The sequence below is a fragment of the Ditibartonella apihabitans genome (assembly GCF_002007485.1).
GTDB classification, from domain to species: domain Bacteria; phylum Pseudomonadota; class Alphaproteobacteria; order Rhizobiales; family Rhizobiaceae; genus Bartonella; species Bartonella apihabitans.
On record NZ_CP015820.1, the window covers coordinates 885,317 to 906,800 of the forward strand.

Consider the following 21,484-nt stretch of genomic DNA (forward strand, 5'->3'; position numbering starts at 1 on the left):
TGCTCACTGCCAGAATGATCGAACGTGATTTAATACTCCAATCCGATTAGTGACGCAATTTGATTGGTTTTTGATACAAAACTAAAATTATTTTGCGGCATAAAAAAACCGGTGGTAAAACCACCGGTTCTTATTTTCAATATATTCAAGAATTAGAACGAACGTTGGATACGAAGCATACCCTGGAAAGCATCCTGACCTTTCAGAGAGTCAACGATCTTTTCGTTTTTAATCTCGTTACGGATGCTGTAGTCATTGTCCCAAGAAATATAGGTTAATTCAGGAGTAATGACCAAGCCTGGAACCAATTCATACTTTACGTTAACAGATGCAGCGAAAGTATCTGTATCGTCATAAGCAACCTGAGCGTTGAAGCTGGTCTTCTTGTTGAATTTGAAGGTTGTACCACCCCAAACAGCCCAATCGCCGCCCCAATCACCATAGATGGAGTTAACTTGACGATAAACGCCATATTTCGTTAAGCCATTTCTGTAACGATACGAATAATCGGTGTCATGGGTTCCGTCTTTGTCCTTGAGTACCGTACCATACGTGTCATCACCGTTATAGTAATCATCAGCAGACTTATATCCACCCATGACCCAAACGCTCCACTGATCGGTAACGTTCAAATCCAAACGAGCTTTAGCAGCCCATTCTTCATAATAGGCATCATATGCGCCAACAACCGAAACACCACCCCAACCTTGAACGAATTTCAAGCCGCCAACAACATTCGGTGTGTAGTCATCAATTTTGCCGCTCAGCTTATGTTCTCTGACATCTCTAACATCAGTATAATCGTTGTGGTATCTATAGCCATAATCATCCGCGTCATCATTGCCTTGTTCAACACCCAAGATAGCGGAGAAACCATTTCCTGCATTGAATGTGTAGCTGATAACATTGGTACGTGTGTAAGCCATCGGGGTCAGGATGTCATCATTAATGACATTACCATAATAACCTGTCCAATGGCTGAAAATGGATTCATCAAGACCTACGCGGATGCCACCGAGTTCGATGAATGCAAAGCGGAGCTGTCCACTAGCGGAATCGCCTTTGTGATCATATTCTGCACCTTCGTCCCATTGTGAACGCAATTCAACGAATGTGCGCAATGTGCCAAGTTCTGTTTCAGATGCTGTGTGGAAACGAAGTGTTGCACGTGTACGCCAAGCGTAAGTATCACGATCGATGTCACCACGCTTACGGGCATAGACATTGTCACCGCCCGCAATGTCGGCACGGACATAACCGGAAATGCGCATGCAAGTTTCAGTACCAGGAATATAGAAATATCCCTCACCATAAGCGTCACAGACGCGTACATATTCAACGGGTTCCGGCTCTGCAACGACAACGTCGGCTGCACGAGCGCCAGAAACTGCAATGAGAGCTGCAGCGGAGCCGAGAAGAAGGCTCTTAATGTTCATATCTGACCTCCAGTCAAAGTTAAAATTGGGTCGGGTTCACGAAGTTCAGAAAGTTTGAATCCCGATCCCCTTAACCGAAAAAGTCGCACGCGAGCGCTCCTTCTTCATGGATCGAACATACCCGACGATATTTTTGATTCAACCGTGAAAAAGGAAAAAGCGGGGTTTTGAAGCGAGTATCGTTGCACCTTGTTGCAAAAATGACACAAAAAAATAGGGGCTCAGATGATTTGTTTGTGGATTATTAACCATATTTTTTGTGTTAAATTAACTTTAACCCAAAACTTTGACCGGTGATAAACCATTTTTTGAGTCGCTGTCGCTCTTAATCAAAAAGAGGCCAGTTTGGTTATGCCTGAGCAACACTATGCGATTTATCGCTAGGCAGAAGGTTTTATAAATCTCACTTCGCGTAACGGAGGCTTTTCGTGAAAACGAGATTTTCTCACTGTCTTTTGTTCAAATGATCTCCTCTGTTCGAACGAACTTGGAGGAGGCAGCGGAACCTTCATTATTATATATTATGTATAAAAAAGGATTTTTTGAGAAAATCGCTTGAACTTCCGTGAAAGAATGTTTATTGGCTGCTCTCGGAGAGGTGGCCGAGTGGTCGAAGGCGCTCCCCTGCTAAGGGAGTAGAGCTCAAAAGGCTCTCGAGGGTTCGAATCCCTTCTTCTCCGCCATTTTTTAGTTAAATTCTCCGCTATGTTCCGAAATCTCTGCAATATTCCGAAAGAGATAGAGTTGGAATAATATATCATGCGGGTTGAGCATTCTCGCTTTCCCTTGATACTGGCTGGCAATAAAATTTGTAACGAATTTATAAAATGTCGCCGCTCTGTTCGTCTTGAAATGGAATTTAATCGGCACTTATTTTCTTATGTAGCTTTTTGTACATATTTTTGGTGGTAACCGGTTCGAATTTTCATCACATACGGATAAAAGCGGTGATGCAATCAAGCGGTGCTTTACGTCGGGGACTCTATTTAAATCCGTCATGCCGGAAACATTTATCTGTCAGGCATAAAAATCGAGCGAATATCAAATTTATCACGTGGGTGGTGTATTTTATTTATTACCTCGCAAAATCATCTCTTTGTCTTATTGCCCCCCCCATACGGTTTTTATTGTCAGCTTTTATTCACATTCAAGCGCTTGAAATTCGCCTAATTTGCTTTTGCAACAATTGCCGATATCGACGGACAGTCTGGAAGAACAGATAAATAGGGGAACTCGAACCTCCTACCATTAGAGGATTTCATACGGAGTAGAAACCAGAAGAGGTGCGTAACGAAAACAGAACATTTTTCGAATGTTGTTGTTTGTAGCAGTTTGCAGCTATTGATCTATTGTTACGAAATCAACCAGTTTTGATGAAGAGAACGGAACACAGCTTGTTTTCTGCTAATGGCTTTTTTCGGTGCTGTAAATAATAATCAGCCATACTTTTTTAAAAACTCTTCACTGCATGTTAGGAAATTAAATTATTAATCATTCTTTCTCTTGATCGAATTCCAATATTGGCAGGGAATTTTCATCAATGTCAACCCACTTCCAAAAGTGAGCTTGTTTGGCTTTAAAAAGTGTGAAAGCTTAATAAGCAGGATATTACCCCGCGAGTAGGACACAAGAATTAAATTTATTCGAAAATTGCGTTTTAATTTAATTTTTTAATGGAAACTCCATTCAATTTTATCAGATTTAAAAATATAGATAATTATTCTGGTAAAAACTTAATTAGGTTTTTTAATTTATTGAATATAGAATATATATACGAAAATTTATAGGTATTAATATTATATTTTAATTTTAAACATAAAAAATAAAATTTAATGTAAATTAAAAATAAATGATAAAAATCGTTTACGGATAATATATAGAATTATAATTGAAAATTTTTGCGTAATTTTTTTTGGAGTAATTGCGTAGCGAGACAAAACAATATAAATCTCGATCATATTTTTAATCTGTTAAAAATTGTCAGAAATTCAATATGCATACTGAGCAAAACACTGGAATTATAGACCACAAACATTCCAAACAACCATCTGGAAACAGTGGCGAATTACGCGCCCTCATTGAATTGGAGGGAAATTTTATTATTCCGGGTTATCAACGTGGTTACCGATGGAATGACCAGCAAATTTATGATTTTTTAAATGATATTTTCGAGTTTTACGAACAATTCAAGAATGGAAAAGAAAATAAAATCTATTTTCTTCAACCTGTTGTAGTTATGGAGAACTATAACGAGGGAACAGGTAATGATGAAAAAGAAAACGAACCCGAAATAAACATTGTTGACGGGCAACAACGTTTAACAACAGTGCTTTTACTAAACGCAGTTCTGTTAAATCCGTCGAACAACTATGTTCCAAAAAATATTGATTATAGGAAGTCAATTAAAAAACAACTAGACCGCGATGCCATTTATTATGAGTTTTTTGACAAAGCTATTCATTACATTTTTTCCAACGAAGTCGAGGTAAAAAACGACAAACCACGTTTCGATATTAAAAAGAATAAATTTATTAATTATACACTAACCATTAATACACGGAATGAAAGTGATGAATTTTTAAAACGTGTAGCAAAAGGTATAGAACCCACAAAACAGGAATGCGCGAGTATAGATTTATATTTTCTATATAAGGCTTACGATAAAATAAGGCAATATATTGATGAGAAGAATAAGAAAGGTATCAATTGGATAGAATTTTATGGCATATTTGCTAATCAAGTAAAAGTACTTTGGTATGTAATTGATAATAATGACTCCGGTGGTGAAATAGCTGCATTTACACGTTTGAATAGCGGAAAAATTCCCTTGACAAATGCCGAGCTAAGCCGCGCAGCACTCCTCAATCCTGCTTATTACAAATCGAAGGATAACAAAGACGATAATCAAAACTTGCCGGATATTGAAACGGAACGTGGCTTGATTAGCGTTGGGTGGGATAATCTCGAATACGAGTTGCGAAAACCGGAATTTTGGGGATTTCTCGGTTTTTCAGAAAATAACCATTTGTCAAATTTTAAAGACGAACGTTATCAAACGCGCATAGATTTTCTTCTCGATTTCCATTTTAACAAAAAAAGCAGTGAAGATAATAAACTTGCTTCCTTCTTAGCGCTGGCCGAAGAATTGAAAAATGCCGAAAAAGACAAGTTTTCTAAAAAAAATGTAAAGCAGATATGGGAATCAATCCAGCTTGATCTGTGGAAGTTACAAACCTGGTATGATGATAATGACCTTTATCATTGGATTGGTTATTTATTTGCCGAAAAACAGATGAATCAAGCTCTGTTTTTGAATTTTAAAGATCTGGAAAAAGACGCGTTAAAGAAAAAAGTTAAGTCTATTGTCAAAGAATTTTATCCCGATGAGGATAAATTCGGAGAATATACTTATGACACCAATAAAGAGGAATGCAAAAAATTCCTGTTTTTATATAATGTTGAATTTGTAAGAAGTATGAAAACAGCCGGCAAAAAGCCGCGATATGACTTCTCGGCCCATCACCAAAAGAAATGGACCATAGAACACATCAACGCGCAAAATGTTGAGGGGCTTAATACAAAAGAGCAATGGTTGACTTGGTTGGAAGGCCATTTGGAAGTGTTGACGAGTATTTTTCCAACGGACTCCTTCCAGAAAACGGATGCACCTCGGAAAAAGGATGCCGTTCAGCACCTGTCTGACCGCGTTGAAGAGTTGATGGAGAAGATTAAATCTTCGGAACGGTTCAAATCTTCGGAACTATTCGAATATTCGAAGCAATTCAAACTTCCTGAAACAAAAGATGAATTTTTAACGCTGTCAGAGTGTATATTGCAATTTTTTGATAAAAGAGCGGGCGAGACGAATGCGTTAGATGGCGATAAAGCACCCGGCGAAACCAATGTGCGAGATGAGGATGATGTACACGAGCTGTCGAACCTTGCACTTCTTGACGGTTCGGCAAACAGTGCTCTGAACAATTCGATTTTTCGTGTCAAACAGAACAAAATTGTTGAAGAAATGAAGCAAGGCAGCTTCATTCCTCCTGCTACTCAAGCTGTATTTTTGCGCCTGTTTAGCATGGAAGAACAAGGTAAGCTTTATTGGACAGTGAAAGATCGTCAGAAATATCAAGATGACATCAAAGCAAAACGTAAGGGCTTATTGGGGGAAGATTATGGGGAGTAGCAAGGTCCAAAGCTTTTATCAACTTTTAAAAGACACTGAAGTTGTTATTCCGATGATACAGCGTGATTATGCGCAAGGGCGTCTCACGGAAAAAGTAAAGTCTATTCGTCACGACTTTTTGGACGCACTTTATAAAGCATGTAAGGATAAAAAGCCGCTGCATCTCGATTTTATCTATGGGGAGGAAGATAAAGGACACTTTAAGCCATTTGATGGGCAACAACGATTGACCACATTATTTTTGCTGCACTGGTACGCGGCAGGAAAAGCCGGAAAATTGGCCGAGGTAGAACAATTTTTTAACCGCTTTTGTTATGAAATTCGTGAAAGCACGAGGATATTTATTCAAAAGCTTAATAACGAAGCCGATTTTTTATTTAAACGTCTTTCCGATGACCAGGACATTTCGAGAATTGTCAAAGATGCTCCCTGGTATGTTGCAAGATGGAAATTTGATCAATCAATATCCGGTATGCTGGTCATGCTGGACGCGATTCATACAAAATTTAAAGATATCCCTGATCTTTGGGAAATATTAATAGAAAAACCGCCACTTATCACATTTTTTTATAAGCCATTGCAGGATCTGTCTTTGTCAAGCGACGAGCTATACATAAAAATGAACGCTCGCGGCAAACAGCTGACCCAATTTGAAAATTTCAAAGCGAAATTAGTGGAACTGTTGAGAGAAAAATCCTCCCGAGGAGAACTGAAAACCAAAACGCCATTGGACGATATTGAAAGATGTTTTGATACAACATGGATCAGTATTTTTTGGGATAATATTCGATCCCAAGATAAGCCCGACAAATTTGATCAAGCGATTTTATGCGACGAGGCGTTTGAGCGCTTTTTGCGTTATATTGGCACTATTTTATACCTCTTGAACGAAGAGCAAATCCTCTTTGAAGAAAATGAAACAACAAATCCGCCAGACGACGTCCGAACCATGAAATTGTTCGAAATATTCAAACATGTGGTTCAAACAAAATCTTTTTTGTCAAATATAGACGGTAACGATATTGACGGGGTAAAACGTTTACTCGACGGAATGAATGACATTGGTAACGATAAAATAGATCGGATACTTAGGGGAATATTTTATAAAAAGGATCTGAATAGACAAAACGAATTTAACAATGATAATTCATCTTTAAAAATTGCTCTGTTGAATAATACAGAAGAAAATATATTCGATCATTTAATCAATAATGAAAAGGAAGAACCGGTTGCCGCTCGCCTTCTATTATTTGCATTTTTATTATTAATATGGCGAAAAATTTCGGATAATAAGGATACCAACTTGGTGGTTGGAGCCGAAGATATAACAGCGATGCGGGAATCGCTGCGTCCCATTCGTAATCTTCTTGAGAATTCAGCCGACGATCTTCGATATGAAAACTATGCGGATCAATTACGTGAACTGGTGAAGATTATTTTAACTGATCGTTTAAGTGAAAAAGAGGATATTGTTTCACCCGATCTGTTGAGCATTGTTCCAAGGAACCAAGTTGACAATGAAAACGAATGGATCAAGAGAAGCAGTTTCAATGTTTATCAAATAAATGAAGAAGCCGTGAAATTGAAACTGCGTCGCGAACATAACGACGACAAAAAATTTCTGAACGCACTGAACCGGCTTGAAAATCATGAATTTTTTCGTGGTAATTTAGGCGCATTTTCTCTGTGTGAACAGCAGGAAACAGAAGGGCATGAACAGGCGGAAAAGAGTGTACGGAAGGAACCGGAAAAGTTCATTTGCTTTGATCCCAAAATTATCGAGGCAGGAGATAAACTTTTCAGCCAATTTGCAGAAAATTCCGAAAGTGAGCTACTAAAAAACTCCTTATTGTGCGAGGACGATTATGCATTGCCAACGGGATCATATTTTACCTATGGAGCTTTACAGGACGTCTATCATAGGCAATCTACGTGGAATTCAATATTTAATAGAAGCTTATACAATCAACGGATAAATTGTCGGCGAGCAGTCACAAAATTATGCAACTATATTGCAGAACAGGATTTTCTTTATCAAGAAGATATTGATAAACAAAAAATAGAAGACACGTTAAAAATATACTTGAAGTTAAAAGAGACAACTGGCTTGAAGATTGCGAAAAATATAGAAAATTTTTCTGGAGATATTATTTAGTAAAATATTCAAATTTTTTTATACCAAAAGAATCAAAGTATAAATTGTTGAAAGAAGAAATATATGGACATATATTTACTAGCAAGGTATATTTTAAACAAAAGGTGAAAGTGTATTGGAACCCTTTTCTATTTTGTGTGGCGGAAAAGTTGAAGAACGATTTGAAGAAAGAAATAAAATTTTTACCAATCGGGCCTTACGACCAGAACTCGGAACGCGATTTTGAGGATGAAGGTCTGGAAATAGAAAAAGGAGTCTATCTCCATGGAGACGATACGGGTTGGCGGATCTCATCGTCACCTAATGATAGTGCTCAGTGTAGCGAAGAGCTAATAAAGCGCTTTAAAGACAAAAATGATCTTGCTCCGTTATTCAATAATGATGATGTTGCGTCGTCAGACGACGAAAAAGGCATTATAGTGTTGAGGGGGGAGGATAAGGATGTGGATTTTAAGATTGACGGATGGGACGAGACATGTCGATTTTATGACAAAGTCGATCGTATTGATTACATTGTCAAGTTTTTCAAAAATCGTGTAAGTTAAACAATAATGATAGAGATCATGGCATAAATTATTTTCATTCTCAAAAAATATTCCGGATGCGCTTTGTCCAAATCCACTAGAATTATTTTGTAGATTTTGGAAACCAAGTATTTTGGATGATTTGCTGTTTTATTGAAAAGATATCGGAGTATTTACGTATATGTCGGGATTTTTATATCGTGATTTTTGCTGCAGGTAACTGCGGGGCCATGATCTTGAATTAATTTTCAGTTGTCGCTCTCACTTTTCCCATTTTGCCTGTTTTCAACGGACTTCAAGTCGAGAAAATTCATCTAACCCGTATATAGTCTGTTGTGATTAAGCTTATCTCCCGAATTTTCGGTTCAACAGTGCTTACGTGACAGGATGGCGGAAAGAATACTCATTCTTTCGTTGATTACCTGCTTGCCGCGGTGCCCTTTGTCATATCAACCAACAACAGTTTACGGAGCGCGTGTTAATGCCACTCCACACCGTTAATTCCACGCGTTATATCTGGCGAAGCCAATGAGCCCTTGATTGACAAAGAACAGTGACCGGCTTTGCCAAAATCGATCTGGCTTATTTTTAAATGAATGTTGCTAACAATAAGTTTTTGCCCGTTGCATCTTTTCCTTGAGAGAAAACCATGGCGCGGTGTGTGGTGATTTTACGGATTGAAAAAGAATGGACTTAGATAACGTGTTTATTTGTGAGAATTTTTGAAACCGCGCCGTTCTGATAAAGTATCAGTTAAAAGCGCGGTTATTCAAAATGATAAAGCAACAGGGAATAAAGCCCGGGCGCGCTCTGACGTTTGGTACTATCCGTCGACAGAAGACTTAGTTTTACTCGTCCATAGAAGAATAAGAGCAATAATGATAGGTAGCATAAAATAAGCGGGTAGTGCTGCTGGATTAACCCCGTACGAAACAAGAACGCCACCAATTAACGAGCCGATCGACCCTCCGAGATACACGGATGACTGGTTTGAACCGACCGCCAGATTACCATCGCCTTTATCCTCTCTGATTTTTAATAGCTCGTTGTTCTGGGGGACTTGCAGCGCCCAGCCAACCGCACCCCATATAACGAGGGGCAATGCGATCAACGGCAGATAGATATGTGACAGTAAAGCCAAACCGATAAATGATAGTAAAAGCAATCCGAGAATAACGAACAGGATTTTTTTCAGATCATAGTCATCGACAAAATATCCGATCAGAATACTTCCACAGACGCCCCCTAAGCCCCAATACCATAAATAAACCGTCACATATGCCTCTTTATTTACGGCGCTCACGAATGGAGATAGGAAAGTATACATTCCCAAGCTCGATATTGCTGCAAAAAGAGAGATCAATAAAACTCTCACAACGGGCCATTCGGATAAAAGGGCAAAACGGGATTTTTCGGATTTTATCATTGTTGATGGCAAGGTCGGTAAACATAGATATAAACCGATGAACGCGATTCCACCAAGAATGCTTACGATTATCATAGCGCTTCGCCAACCGAAATGATCGGCTATAACGAGCGAAGCGGGTACACCAATGACAGTTCCAATGGCCATACCCGCCATTATTATTGAAATGGATTTGCCCTTTTTCTCGTTGTTGCTTAGTCGGGTCGATGCTGTTATTCCGCAGGCAAGAAACGCACCGGCAGAGGTTCCCGCTATAGCGCGAAGAAGAATTAAAAAATAAAATTCCGGAACAATCACACATGCGGCATTGGCAATAACAAACACACCAAGATAAATACAGACGTTGTTTTTAAGATCACGATGCCCCGTCATTCCCACTAGAACAGGAGACAAAAGACCATAGGGTAGCGTAAAAGCGGTTACCAACTGTGCAGCCAAGCCAATCGAAACATCAAAGTCGTTGCTAATCAGAGGTATCAAACCGGCAGTCATATAAGAAGAAAGCCCCAAGGCCAATGCCGACAAAGATAAACAGATTGACGATATTCTGACAGATGACATGTCACAACGCTCCTTCTCATTCCGGTATTTTTAGCTTTTAGCGTCGGGCGTATTAAAAATAATGAGGGCGGAACGGTTATTACTTGAAATAGCGAATGATATTTTAATCTTTCACAGGAAGATACCGCGCTATCGGACCTCTCTCGAAGGGAGACTTCGCTTATATGTTCCAGAGCAGTGATACCATTACAAGTGCATCAATTTGTAAAATCAAATGGTTTTTACTTAACTTTATTTATCAACTTTAAATGGAACTTTTGTAAAAGATAACTCACACATATGGTCAGATGACACAGTGTCAGACGACCTGATAAACCTCACAGAAAGTAAAAACCAACAAAGGGAGTTGATGAAGGAATGGCATGAATTTAATGATATGCGCGTTTATCATTATTCGATAAAGTTTAACGCGATGGATGATTTTTCTATCGTCAGCTGGAGGTCTAAAGAGGCTGGAGACCTCTGAAAATGGAAACGGAGCTGGTGCTTATTCGGATCGGGAAATTTTAAGACCCTATGCCGAATATTGTCTTTAATGTGCCCCGAAAATAGTATTTTCTAAATTGAATTTGATGACATTATCATATGACAATAAATTATATTATGCTGTCTGAATTTTTAAAAATAAATAATAATTAAAATATATTTTTATTGTTTATTTTGATGTTTTATATAAAAAAATATATATATTTATGATTTTAAAATATAATTTTCAACTTTGAGATTTTTATATGATTTTTATATCATCGTTTATTGAAAATATAACATTCAAATAGTGAAAGAGGGAAGGGACGTTCGGTCGGCACGAAAGCTATCTGAACAGGTTTGAGACGAATTTTCTAACAATCTTAAAAATTATGCCATTTAAATTTTTATCCAAGCTGAAATCGGAAAATCCATTCTTTGTCGGTCAAGTGCCAAATGTTTAGGCTTTTTGTCGGAAAATGTTTCATTTTTGACAATGGATTTTATAATGGCAGATAATCAAAAAAAGCTTGGCTTCTTTTCACGTCTTCTTGATGCTGTTCCGGCAGGCGAACGTTATAGATTGGCTGAAGAACAAATAATTTATGCTGAAAAGTTGGGCTTTGAAACCGCATGGGTTGCTCAGCACCATTTCCATCCTCAAGAGGGTGGGTTACCGTCTCCTTTTGTCTTTCTTTCCAATATTGCAGCAAAAACAAAGAAGATAAGACTTGGTACCGGTGTCATCACTTTGCCAATGGAAAGTCCGGTAAGAGTGGCCGAGGATGCTGCCGTATTTGACCTGTTGTCGAATGGTCGGTTGGAATTGGGATTTGGCACAGGTGGAACACGTGAATCGTTTGAAGTTTTCGGCGTTGATCCGGATAAACGTGGCGAAGTTTATGCACACCATCTAAACGTGTTGCGTCAGGCCTTTGCCGGCGAAGATCTGTTGGATGGTAACCGGCTTTATCCGGCAGCCCCACATTTGTTACGGCGTTTCTGGATGGCGACCTTTTCACCTTTTGGAGGCAAACTTGCGGGCGAAAAAGGCGACGGGTTAATGTTGTCAAGGACACAACCGCGCCCGGCAGATAATCCCGAAGCAACGCTTGATGAAATACAAAACCCTATCATTGACGCTTATCTCTCTGCATTACCGGCAGGCGTAAAACCGCGCATCATGGCTTCTCGAAGCTTATTTGTATCGCGCGATCGTGCCCATGCTCTCGAATTGGCTGAAAAAGGATTAAGAAGCGCCGCCGAGCGATTGGGGAAAGCACTAACGAATGTTAAAGGGAGCTCGCTTGAAGATCTTATTGTCGCGTTTGACCAACATGTTGGAACGCCGGAAGATGTGATTGCATCGCTCAAAAAAGATACCTCGCTCAATCGCGCAACAGATGTTGTTTTTCAGGTTCACTCCATTGATCCGCCTCATGAAGAGATCTTGAAATCGTTAGAACTGACGGCAAAAGAAGTTGCTCCTGCATTGGGCTTGAGCCTTGCCGCACATTGAAATGAAATTTGCTACCGACTGTCCGCTATAAGGAACCAACAAATGTCCCAGTATGATATAATTGACGAGCTTGTTGGCTCGCCGTTAGAGTTACGCAAGCGTCGGCCAATTACCAAAGATCAAGCGCAAAAGAGTTATGAAGCGCTGTTTTCAAACGTCAAGGATAGCGGCTTTTCTTTGAAAGATCGCCTTGCGATTGCAACTTTTGTTTCCCGACTACATGGTTTTGATAATGCAATCAATTTTTATGAAAATGAATTGAAAGAATTACAACCCGATTGGGCTAAAATTATAGAAGAGGCGGCGAACGCTGCAAAAAGCACAGGGCCATTCGGCAGATACCCCGATGGCCCTCTCACAAAAGAGAATACGGTTGGAAAAAGCTGGAGTGCAGGTGCGGAGCTAAAAAATTCCTTGGGAGAAAAATTGGCAGCCGCATTGAAACACAGTCATCTTCTGGTTTTCCACCCACGCGATAGTGAGCCGACCCATCTTGAAGCTCTCAAGCAAGCCGGTTGGAACAATGATGAAATCGTCACTCTTTCGCAACTGGTTGCTTTTTTAAGCTTCCAGTTAAGACTTGCTCTGGGGCTACAAGCTCTGTTTGCCTTTAAAAGCGCAGATTAACGGCAATTTTTGTTGAAAAGCTTCTTAATAACCGCACCTCTACAATTGGAATTGAGCGAGAATGAACACAAAGTCAGATAATTCGACTAAAGAAATCAAAAGACCCAACGTCTTTACGCGCGACAATCTGGACTGGGTTCCGTGGATCGAACCGGTTGCAGAAGAGAGTTTGAGCGAACGCCAGCGTGACTCTTTGGTCGAGGCGGCGCGTGCAAAATCGGATTATTTCCGGTTATTGGCACGCGATCCCGACATATTGGAAGCGCGAACAAGGACAGATAAGGATATTTTTTACAATACTGTCGATGGCTTGCCCCGTGCCGAACGGGAACTTGCAGCCGCAGCAACATCGCGGTTTAACGGCTGTATTTATTGTGCTTCTGTGCATGCCCGACATGCGGCTGTTTATTCCAAAAAACCGGCCGATGTTGATGAACTTCTTGATAAGGGCATATCTGCCGATTTGGGAGAGCGCTGGAACGCTATTGTTAAGGCTGCTACCACGCTCAGCCAAACACCGCCGGCCTTCGGAAAAACCGAGATCAAAGCTCTTCGAGCAGCAGGTCTTGATGACGATGAAATTTTTGACGTTATTCATGCCGTCAGCTTTTTTAATTGGGCTAATCGGCTGATGTTGTCTCTCGGAGAGCCGAAAATCGGCTAAATCGGGATTTGTTCTTGATAATTCTTCCGTGAAAGTAACTTTTCTCATCAAAGAAAAGCGGATTGGGGGAGAACAAAAGGGATACCATCTTCCGGAATTTTTCCTACGGTCAATTTGCAATGATATACGTCGTGCAATAATTGCGTTGTCAGGACTTCGCGAGGTGCTCCCTCTTTGACGATGTGGCCGTGATCGAGAACGATTATTTTGTCGCTATAGTGCGCAGCCAGATTGAGATCGTGCAGAATAGTGAGAACGCCGCCACCAGCTTTTGCAAAATCACGGGCAATATCCATCACAATGAGTTGGTGGCGAATATCCAGACTGGCAACCGGTTCATCGAGCAGTAACCAGCAGGGTTTATCGTCAATGACCGGTTCCCAAATTTGGCAAAGCACGCGCGCGAGCTGAACGCGTGCTTGTTCGCCGCCTGATAGTTCCTGATAAAAACGCCCTTCATAGCCGCTTAGGTCGACTTTTTTCAAAGCCATTTCCGGCAAATTTTTTTTCATTTCTCTTGAATATAAACTGGCGGAAAGGCCGAGCTCGACGACTTCCCGAACAAGAAACGGAAAGCTTAACCCCGTGGATTGTGGAAGAACGGCTCGTATCAAAGCCATTTCGTCGGGTCTTTTCAGAGCGATATCAGCGCCATTAAATTTTATTTTGCCGCTATATCGGAGTTCCCCGCTCAACGCTTTGACAAGCGTGGTTTTTCCTGACCCGTTGGTTCCGATAATTGAGGTTATTTGTCCGGCATGCGCATGTAATGTCAAAGAATGAAGTATTTCGACTTTACCCAGAGTGAGTGAAAGATTTTCAACCTCGATCATTGCTCCAGAGCCCCCCGTCTTTTTAACAGAATCCACAAGAAAAATGGTCCTCCGATTAACGAGGTAATAATGCCGATCGGCAGTTCGGCCGGTGCTACGATTATTCTCGAAACTGTGTCGGTAGCAATAAGCAATGAAGCCCCAAAAAGTGCGGAACATGGAATAAGGTAACGATGGTCAGGGCCAATTGTCAGGCGCAATATATGGGGCACAATGATGCCGATAAAGCCGATACTTCCACTCACTGCAACGGCACCTCCGCACATGAATGCAACAACAAAAATTGTCATGTGTTTTATGCGTTGCACCCGAAACCCCAAATGTCCGGCAACCGCTTCATTAAGAGCCAAGGCATTCATTGCACGAGCAAGGAAAGGAGCCAGAATCAACCCGATAATGATAAAAGGAGATGCGATTGCTACGCGTGACCATGTTGCACCGGCAAGGGAACCGAGATTCCAGAATGTAATATCACGGAGCTGGTTATCATTCGCCATAAAAATGAGAATACCCAATAATGCGCCGCAAAATGCCCCGAGCGCTATTCCGGCAAGAAGCATTGTCGCAATTGATGTTTGTTTGTTACGGGTTGCTATGAAATAGAGTATGATAGTAGACGAAAGCCCGCCGACAAACGCTCCGGTTGCAACGTTAAAACTGCCAAGAATTTTGATGACCGGTATAGGGAGCGCAGACGAAACCACGATCATCAACACCGCTCCCAAAGCAGCACCTGAGGAAACTCCCATAATACCAGGGTCGGCGAGCGGATTGCGAAACAATCCCTGCATTAAAGTACCGGAAACCGCCAGTGCCGAACCTATCAACATGCCTAGAATAACACGCGGTGGTCTGATATTGACAAGGACAAGATAGTCGCGCGTCTTGATAATTTCATTCAAGCCTGATCGCCGGATCGAGGTCAAAAAATTCGCAACTGAAACATCATAGGCACCGATTACAAGTCCGCAATATATCGTTATAAGCAGGACAATTATAAGCAAGATAATCGCCATTTTTCCTCTATGGCTGCGGTCTCCTTCAACCGGGCGGATTTTAAAAAATGCAGATATCATTGCTGTTTCTTTCCAGGCTTCGGGGAATGGATAAACCAATTACCCGAAAGCCGAAAAAAGTTGTCATATTGTTTCGAAGTTTCATCCAAGTCATAGATTTTTAAATAGAAATTGTTGGGTAGAGGCGGGGTCATTGTCCGTTTTGATATAGCGCATCTATAACTTCACGAACCGCCAATGGTGTACGGGGGCCGAATCCAAGGAGATAGAGGCCATCCATCTGCTTTATCGCTTTGTGTTTAAAGGCGGGCGTCGTTTCTACTGCAGGTATTTTATAGAGATCTTCAACAGTTGCACTTATGCCCGAATGCCCCATCATCAAGATCAGATCAGGGGAGGAATTAATGATCGCTTCGTCTGTTAGCAACTTGTAACCATTATAGCCGTCAATGGCGTTCCGGGCGCCGGATAATCTGATTATACCATCGGCAGCCGTATCCTTTCCGGCAGCCATCAATCGGCCGTTTTGTACGGTAAGAACAAACAAAATGCGCTTTGCGTCACCATGATCTTTGATAAGCTGATCATTTTTCGCAAATTCCTGCTCGACCTCTTTTATCAAAGCTTCCGCTTTGTCTTGCCTATGTAATGCCTGACCGATTTTTTCAATCTTTTCTCTGACTCCTTCACGAGTAAAATGTTCAGGTACTTCCAGCATGGGGATTGAAGCATTTTCCAGAATTTCGACAGTGGAAGCCGGCCCACTGCCTTGATCAAGTAAAATGGCGTCCGGTGCGAGGGATAAAATGCCCTCCGGCGATAAATTACGCATATATCCGACATCCGGCAATTTTTGCACTTCATCCGGATAACTGCTTGTTGTATCGCGCGCGATGAGTTGCTCTCCAGCCCCCAAAGCGTAGACAATTTCTGTTACGGCACCGCCAACAGAAATAATTTTGGCACCTTCGGGAAAAACATCGGCTTTTTTTGCGCGCGCTGATTGGGGCGTTGTCGTGACAGCAAGAAAAATACACATCACCACGCTGAGCCGGCTTATTACGGAATATGACAGCCAAGGGCAAAAACGAAAGTTCGAATAAAGAGAGAAATAATTCATTGTTGTGTCAGTGCCGTGTTATTATGCGACCGCCGTTTCCGGTGCCGGTGGCAAGCTCGCGAGCAAAGCGCGCCAATCTTCCCGTTCTTGTTCTCCTGCACTTCGTTTTCCAAAAAATTGGATGATCATTTCACCATTATGATCAAACACTTCAAGAGAACTCACATAGCCGTCGCTGGTTGGCTTTCTGACGTGCCAGATACGTGAAATACCGGATGTGAGGAGATGAAGATGAAATTTTTCATCAAGAATATTGAACCAGTCGTCGAGTTTTTTCAATTTCTCGACTGTGCCGGTGAATATCTGGATACAGCCACTATTGCCAACAAAACACATAATAGGCACACTGTTCTCAACCGCACCATGAAGTAAAAGCTCTACCGAATCCGATCGCACCTCGTTGGCAAATTCACTACCAACGATTTTTACGGCCTCATGGCGACCGATTTTTAATTCCTTCAATATGTCATGGAGTTGGTGCACGTCTGTCATTTGTCGCCAACGATTACGGAATTCTTCTATATCGGCATTATGAGGCGGATGATCGCTCGAAGGATTAGGGACTAAAACCTCGATAGGTGCTTTTGGAGCGCCGACTTTAAAAAGATCAATAAGCTTGTTCCATTCGTCAATATTCGTAGCCATTTCCGGATAAAGTTTGAAAACTGCCGAACCATAGGCATCGAAAAATTGAAGGCTTTTTACCGCGCGGTCATGAACCTGCATGTCTCTGACAAACGCAAATTTCCAATTTTTCTGAAAAATACGAAGGTCTATTTGACCGAGTGTCATTGAAACGTCATTACCGGGAAACACATTCTGGAAATGCCCCTTTTTCTCGCTCACGGCATAGTCATTGCGGGTGAGCGCCATGATTTCTCCGAGCTTGTGGGCATTTTTCAACAATAGCGGAATATCAACTTTCAATTGTTCGGCTTGACCGACTGTCGTGAGTGCCGAGACCAGTTCGGCTTCTGAAATACCGATTGATTTGGCAAATTCCCGATCACGCAAATCCTTGTGTTTTTCACGTAAAGAAAGAATTTTTTCGCTCTCCATAGCCATGAATGTTCGCCCTTCTATTTATTCAGAATAAGTTTACCAAAACGGGTAATTTTCAGCCGATATGTGGCCCCGTCATGAAGAATAAATATTTCATTATTCGCGCCGAATAATGCTTTGCTATCAATCGTTAACGGTGCCGCTTTCAGTCGCCCGTCCGATTGCCTTTTGGTGTTCGTTCCCATCATATTTTACCCAATAATTTTAAATATGATAATATTTATCATGTTTTTTAGGCGACTGCGACATATTTGTGAATTCGGAATTACAAAATGCCTTGAGTTATTTTTAGCTCTCTCTTTACCCATGTTGTTCTTCAAACGTCAGACAACCTTTTCGTGACATTTTCCGAACATTTAGCGTGTAAAATTGATAGAGAGATGCATCTTTCCTATTCATTGTCCCGATGTTTCTCACTCTGCTAGAATTTCTGGGTAAACGATATTTTGAATGTCCGTCCCGGCTGGCTATAAGCATCTTTTGGTGACAATGGCGCTGATGGAAGATCAACGGCATTCCAATAACGTTTATCGAATAAGTTGTAGATACCGGCTTGCAATCGTGGACCTTTTTTACCAACAGGTTCCCACCAACCGGTGAGATCAAGAAGGGTATATCCGGGGGTTTTTGCAAAATCGGAGTTTTCTTCGACCTTATTGCGTTTGCCTGTGGCTGTCAGTGAAAGATCGGACCCCCATTGTTCACGCGAATAGCCAACTCCGATAACGCCCTTCAAAGCAGGGATTGAATTCAGGTGTTCATCATTATCTGTGTCTTTGCCTTCGGCATAGGCAATTGCAAGATTGCTATGCCAGCCGCTAGAAAAAACAATATGACCTCTTGCTTCGACACCCGAAATCCGGACATGGGCCCGATTGATATAATTTAAACGTTGCAGCATGAAATCGCGGTCGGCACCGAGATCGATCTCGTCGATAAAATTGCGATAGTAATTGGAAAACAGACTGATAGAGCCACCGAGATTGTCATCGCCGAGATGGGCTCCGATATCGTAACCATTGCTTGTTTCCGGTTTTAGATCGGGATTGCCGCGCGTATAATAGAAGCCGGGATTGGTGTAGTTCAGATAAAGTTCTGTAACACTGGGAGCGCGAAAGGCTTGAGCCCATTGCGCATATAATGTCACCTGTTGGACTGCATCCCATTCCAGGCGCAATTTCGGCGAAAGATGAGAATCGCTGTTACTCGATGGATAGCCATTAAAACCGGCGGCGTGCTCATAAGCATAAGTGTCTTGCGGGCGATGGTCATACCAATCATATCTCAGTCCCGGAGTTAACCGTAAACGGTTATTAATCATGCCGATTTCATCTTCGACCGATAAACCGAATATAACGCTGTCGGTATCGGGAGAATCCGATTGATTGATGTGCATGAATTTACAGGCCATAAAAGGCCCTTTGAAAGGGGGCGGGGGGCAGTTATCGTGACCGGCAGCATATTGCTGAAATTTTGAAGACGAAGCTTCGGTTGCCAACCGAAGAGTATGGGTAGCCGAACCCGCGTCGAACTTTTTTAAGCCCGCGAGATTAAGTCCATAATCGGTATCACGAATGAGGTTGTCGCGCATATAATACCCCTTCGGGATAGATAAGCGGTCAGATTCGGATTTTTCATCATTTCGCTGTCGCTGCCAGTATAAAATGGCGTGGCCTTCATCGATAACGCCACCACCATTATAGTCATACGACATGGATAGGCGTTCCCGACGTTTTTCGTCTTCTTCTGTACCGGAACCGGGACGATAGGTTGTCGTCGAAAGGTTGTATGTATCGATATCTTTCGAAAGATTGAAACGTTCTGCGGTGAAGCCCAAACGCTGGCTTCCATCAATATGTTGGTAAAGTTTGAACAGCAAATTATCCTGATCAAAATTGGCAGGGTTGTTTTCTACTCTGTTTGTACCGTAGCCGCCTCCGTTACCGTTATTTTCGCGCTGTTTGCCGCGTGCGTATCCTCCCTGAAAGAGGGCATATGTCTGTTTGGCCCGCATGGCGAAGGCTTCATTAATGCGCCAGCTACGATCGGTCGAATCGTAACTGCCTTTGGTCAGGCTTGCCCAATTTTTCTCGAGTGTCAGAAGATCTTCCGGGTCAAGCGTCCGGAGTGCCACAACTCCGCCCAAAGCGCCTGATCCATAAAGGCTGGAATCCGATCCGTGGATAATATCCAATGTCGAAAGCGAAGAAAAATCGAACATAGAGATGCCGCTTTTGACTTGTCGGGAGCCATCATAAAGCCAAGGAAGACGAATTCCGTCGATTGTCGTCAAAACGCGATTTTGATCAAGTCCGCGAATATTGAAACTGTCGCTATCCGAATTGTAACTGATGGATGGATCGAGACGATCGATGTCATGGACATCATCCACCTGTTTTTCAATAATATCTTCAGCCGTTTTACGAGTTGTCAAAATAGTCGGGCTGTTCAATTTTAAAGAATTTGATGGTGACTTGACGATGACAGGATTGAGGAGCGGTGTATTTTTAGCCGTATCATTATCAACGTTTTCGGCAAAAACCGATAGCGGCATTGCGATTATGAGTCCCCCAACGCAACACATGTTTTCAGTCTTGTCCCAATTTTCAGCAACATGCCTAATCCCTCGCTTTTGAGTGCTATCTAGTCAATAAAAAGCGCTTGGCTTGCTAGGCTTATAGGCTGGCTGGCTGAGCAAAATATCAACGCCCCGAACGTTGATGTTTTCGGTTATATAAAACATGACAATATTAATCAAGAAAAATTTGTGTTAAGCTCCTACTGTCGGGGAGGGCGTGCATAAGCAATTTTTAGATGACAAAATTAAATAAATTCAAAAATACATTAATTCATAAAATATTTTTATTTTTAAAAAACAAATATATAATGAATTTTTATTAATTAATAAAATGAGTATTGTTATAATTTATATTAAAAAACTAATATTATCTCATGTATTATAAAATATTTTTTATATCATTTTACGGGAAACGGTTTTCTAAGAATTTATTTATAATCATTCAAATTGGGTTAAAAAGCCATTGTATGGGAAAAAAGCTTTGATTAAAACGGTTAACGGTGAGACCTCTGTCGGGAAATGTTCATGGTAATTCGTAAATTCTTCTGGCCTTTCATAACTATTGCTGTGTTTGTGGTTGTGATGGCAGTCTGGTTTGGTGTAGGCGGCCAGGAAAAGCATCTGTCGGAAGAGCTTGGGCAATTGCGCAGTGAAACAAACTGGCTATCTTATGACATTGACGGGTTTGATGTCACTTTGCATGGATATGCTCCCGATAGCGGAGAACGTGACAAGGTGCTTGCCAAGGTTAAAGCCTTGAAAAATATCGGAACTGTCGAATCCGACATTATTTTGCTTTCAGACCAGACAAATAATTATCTTATGCTTGTTGTCGATCAGGATAGCATTACAATTCGCGGAACTATCCCGATTGGGCTTGCTCGATTTGGTTTGATCAACCAGATATCTGCCATAAAGCCGGGAATGATGGTGTATGACGAACTGGATGTAGGCGCCATTATGCCTGAAAAATTCAAACAGGCTTTTTCTTTCTTTCTGGATATATTGCCGGATATGACGACGGGTGTCATTGCCCTCAAAGGTGATAAATTGACGCTAGACCGCGCTACGCTCTATAAAATAAAAGACCGTCAAACTTCGGATAAAAGTATTAAAATACCGGAAAGTTACCAATTGGATGATAGATGTATCTGGGATAAACCTGAAGGCGGTTATTGGCAAAATTCTTGTTCGGAATGAAAAATCGAACCTATCATTATCGAAACCGGCTTTGCTTGGCGCGGATAGAAAGAACTAAAGCATAACGATTATTTGCCAAACCATTTTGACTGCCATCCGGTAGAAGTTA

At 41.3% G+C, this 21,484-nt stretch carries 15 protein-coding genes and 1 tRNA gene; 8 read left to right on the forward strand and 8 right to left on the reverse strand.

From position 1 onward, the window contains the following. Positions 1–152: 152 nt before the first annotated feature. On the reverse strand, positions 153–1,436 hold the full coding sequence (locus tag BBC0178_RS03945; RefSeq protein ID WP_078039288.1) for a porin: 1,284 nt from the start codon (positions 1,434–1,436) through the stop codon (positions 153–155). 592 nt (positions 1,437–2,028) lie between these two features. Here BBC0178_RS03945 and BBC0178_RS03950 point away from each other — a divergent pair. The 4 genes from BBC0178_RS03950 (at position 2,029) to BBC0178_RS03965 (ending at position 8,325) form a co-directional block, all read left to right on the forward strand. Then, a tRNA-Ser gene (locus BBC0178_RS03950) sits at positions 2,029–2,119 on the forward strand. A 1,310-nt stretch (positions 2,120–3,429) separates the two neighbouring features. After that, positions 3,430–5,625 (forward strand): DUF262 domain-containing protein, encoded by a 2,196-nt coding sequence (locus tag BBC0178_RS03955; protein ID WP_078039289.1) that lies wholly within the window; start codon positions 3,430–3,432, stop codon positions 5,623–5,625. After that, positions 5,573–7,780, forward strand: a complete 2,208-nt coding sequence (locus BBC0178_RS03960; protein WP_078039290.1) for a DUF262 domain-containing protein — start codon at positions 5,573–5,575, stop codon at positions 7,778–7,780. Before BBC0178_RS03955 ends, BBC0178_RS03960 begins: the two co-directional genes overlap by 53 nt. A gap of 149 nt (positions 7,781–7,929) precedes the next feature. Then, positions 7,930–8,325: a hypothetical protein gene (locus BBC0178_RS03965; protein ID WP_149867414.1), complete on the forward strand. Its 396-nt coding sequence runs from the start codon at positions 7,930–7,932 to the stop codon at positions 8,323–8,325. 802 nt (positions 8,326–9,127) lie between these two features. On the opposite strand, the gene BBC0178_RS03970 is transcribed toward BBC0178_RS03965, so the two are convergent. Next, positions 9,128–10,291, reverse strand: coding sequence for an MFS transporter (locus BBC0178_RS03970; protein ID WP_078039292.1), 1,164 nt, complete (start codon positions 10,289–10,291; stop codon positions 9,128–9,130). Between the two features lie 973 nt (positions 10,292–11,264). Here BBC0178_RS03970 and BBC0178_RS03975 point away from each other — a divergent pair. From BBC0178_RS03975 to BBC0178_RS03985, 3 genes are all read left to right on the forward strand, one after another. Continuing rightward, entirely contained in the window at positions 11,265–12,275 is a 1,011-nt protein-coding gene (locus BBC0178_RS03975) for a putative FMN-dependent luciferase-like monooxygenase (RefSeq protein WP_078039293.1), read from the forward strand. 42 nt (positions 12,276–12,317) lie between these two features. Continuing rightward, positions 12,318–12,902: a CMD domain protein gene (locus BBC0178_RS03980; RefSeq protein ID WP_078039294.1), complete on the forward strand. Its 585-nt coding sequence runs from the start codon at positions 12,318–12,320 to the stop codon at positions 12,900–12,902. 61 nt (positions 12,903–12,963) lie between these two features. Next, positions 12,964–13,566, forward strand: a complete 603-nt coding sequence (locus BBC0178_RS03985) for an alkylhydroperoxidase domain protein (protein WP_078039295.1) — start codon at positions 12,964–12,966, stop codon at positions 13,564–13,566. A 47-nt stretch (positions 13,567–13,613) separates the two neighbouring features. On the opposite strand, the gene BBC0178_RS03990 is transcribed toward BBC0178_RS03985, so the two are convergent. From BBC0178_RS03990 to BBC0178_RS04015, 6 genes are all read right to left on the reverse strand, one after another. After that, positions 13,614–14,399, reverse strand: a complete 786-nt coding sequence (locus BBC0178_RS03990) for a heme ABC transporter ATP-binding protein (RefSeq protein WP_078039296.1) — start codon at positions 14,397–14,399, stop codon at positions 13,614–13,616. Further along, the gene (locus BBC0178_RS03995) at positions 14,396–15,475 is read right to left on the reverse strand and encodes a FecCD family ABC transporter permease (RefSeq protein ID WP_078040353.1); all 1,080 of its coding nucleotides are present in this window, start codon (positions 15,473–15,475) and stop codon (positions 14,396–14,398) included. The genes BBC0178_RS03990 and BBC0178_RS03995 overlap by 4 nt, the downstream gene beginning before the upstream one ends. Positions 15,476–15,605: 130 nt before the next feature. Then, positions 15,606–16,454 carry a heme/hemin ABC transporter substrate-binding protein gene (locus BBC0178_RS04000; RefSeq protein ID WP_225868341.1) on the reverse strand — a complete coding sequence of 283 codons (849 nt, stop codon included), beginning with the start codon at positions 16,452–16,454 and terminating at the stop codon, positions 15,606–15,608. Between the two features lie 102 nt (positions 16,455–16,556). Next, a complete protein-coding gene (locus tag BBC0178_RS04005; protein ID WP_078039298.1) occupies positions 16,557–17,600 on the reverse strand; it encodes a hemin-degrading factor in 1,044 nt (347 codons plus the stop codon). 14 nt (positions 17,601–17,614) lie between these two features. Continuing rightward, entirely contained in the window at positions 17,615–17,785 is a 171-nt protein-coding gene (gene hemP / locus BBC0178_RS04010) for a hemin uptake protein HemP (RefSeq protein WP_078039299.1), read from the reverse strand. Between the two features lie 233 nt (positions 17,786–18,018). Then, positions 18,019–20,151, reverse strand: coding sequence for a TonB-dependent hemoglobin/transferrin/lactoferrin family receptor (locus BBC0178_RS04015; protein WP_078039300.1), 2,133 nt, complete (start codon positions 20,149–20,151; stop codon positions 18,019–18,021). A 549-nt stretch (positions 20,152–20,700) separates the two neighbouring features. On the opposite strand from BBC0178_RS04015, the gene BBC0178_RS04020 reads away from it, so the two are divergent. Further along, on the forward strand, positions 20,701–21,375 hold the full coding sequence (locus tag BBC0178_RS04020; protein ID WP_149867416.1) for a hypothetical protein: 675 nt from the start codon (positions 20,701–20,703) through the stop codon (positions 21,373–21,375). The last annotated feature ends 109 nt before the right edge of the window (positions 21,376–21,484 follow it).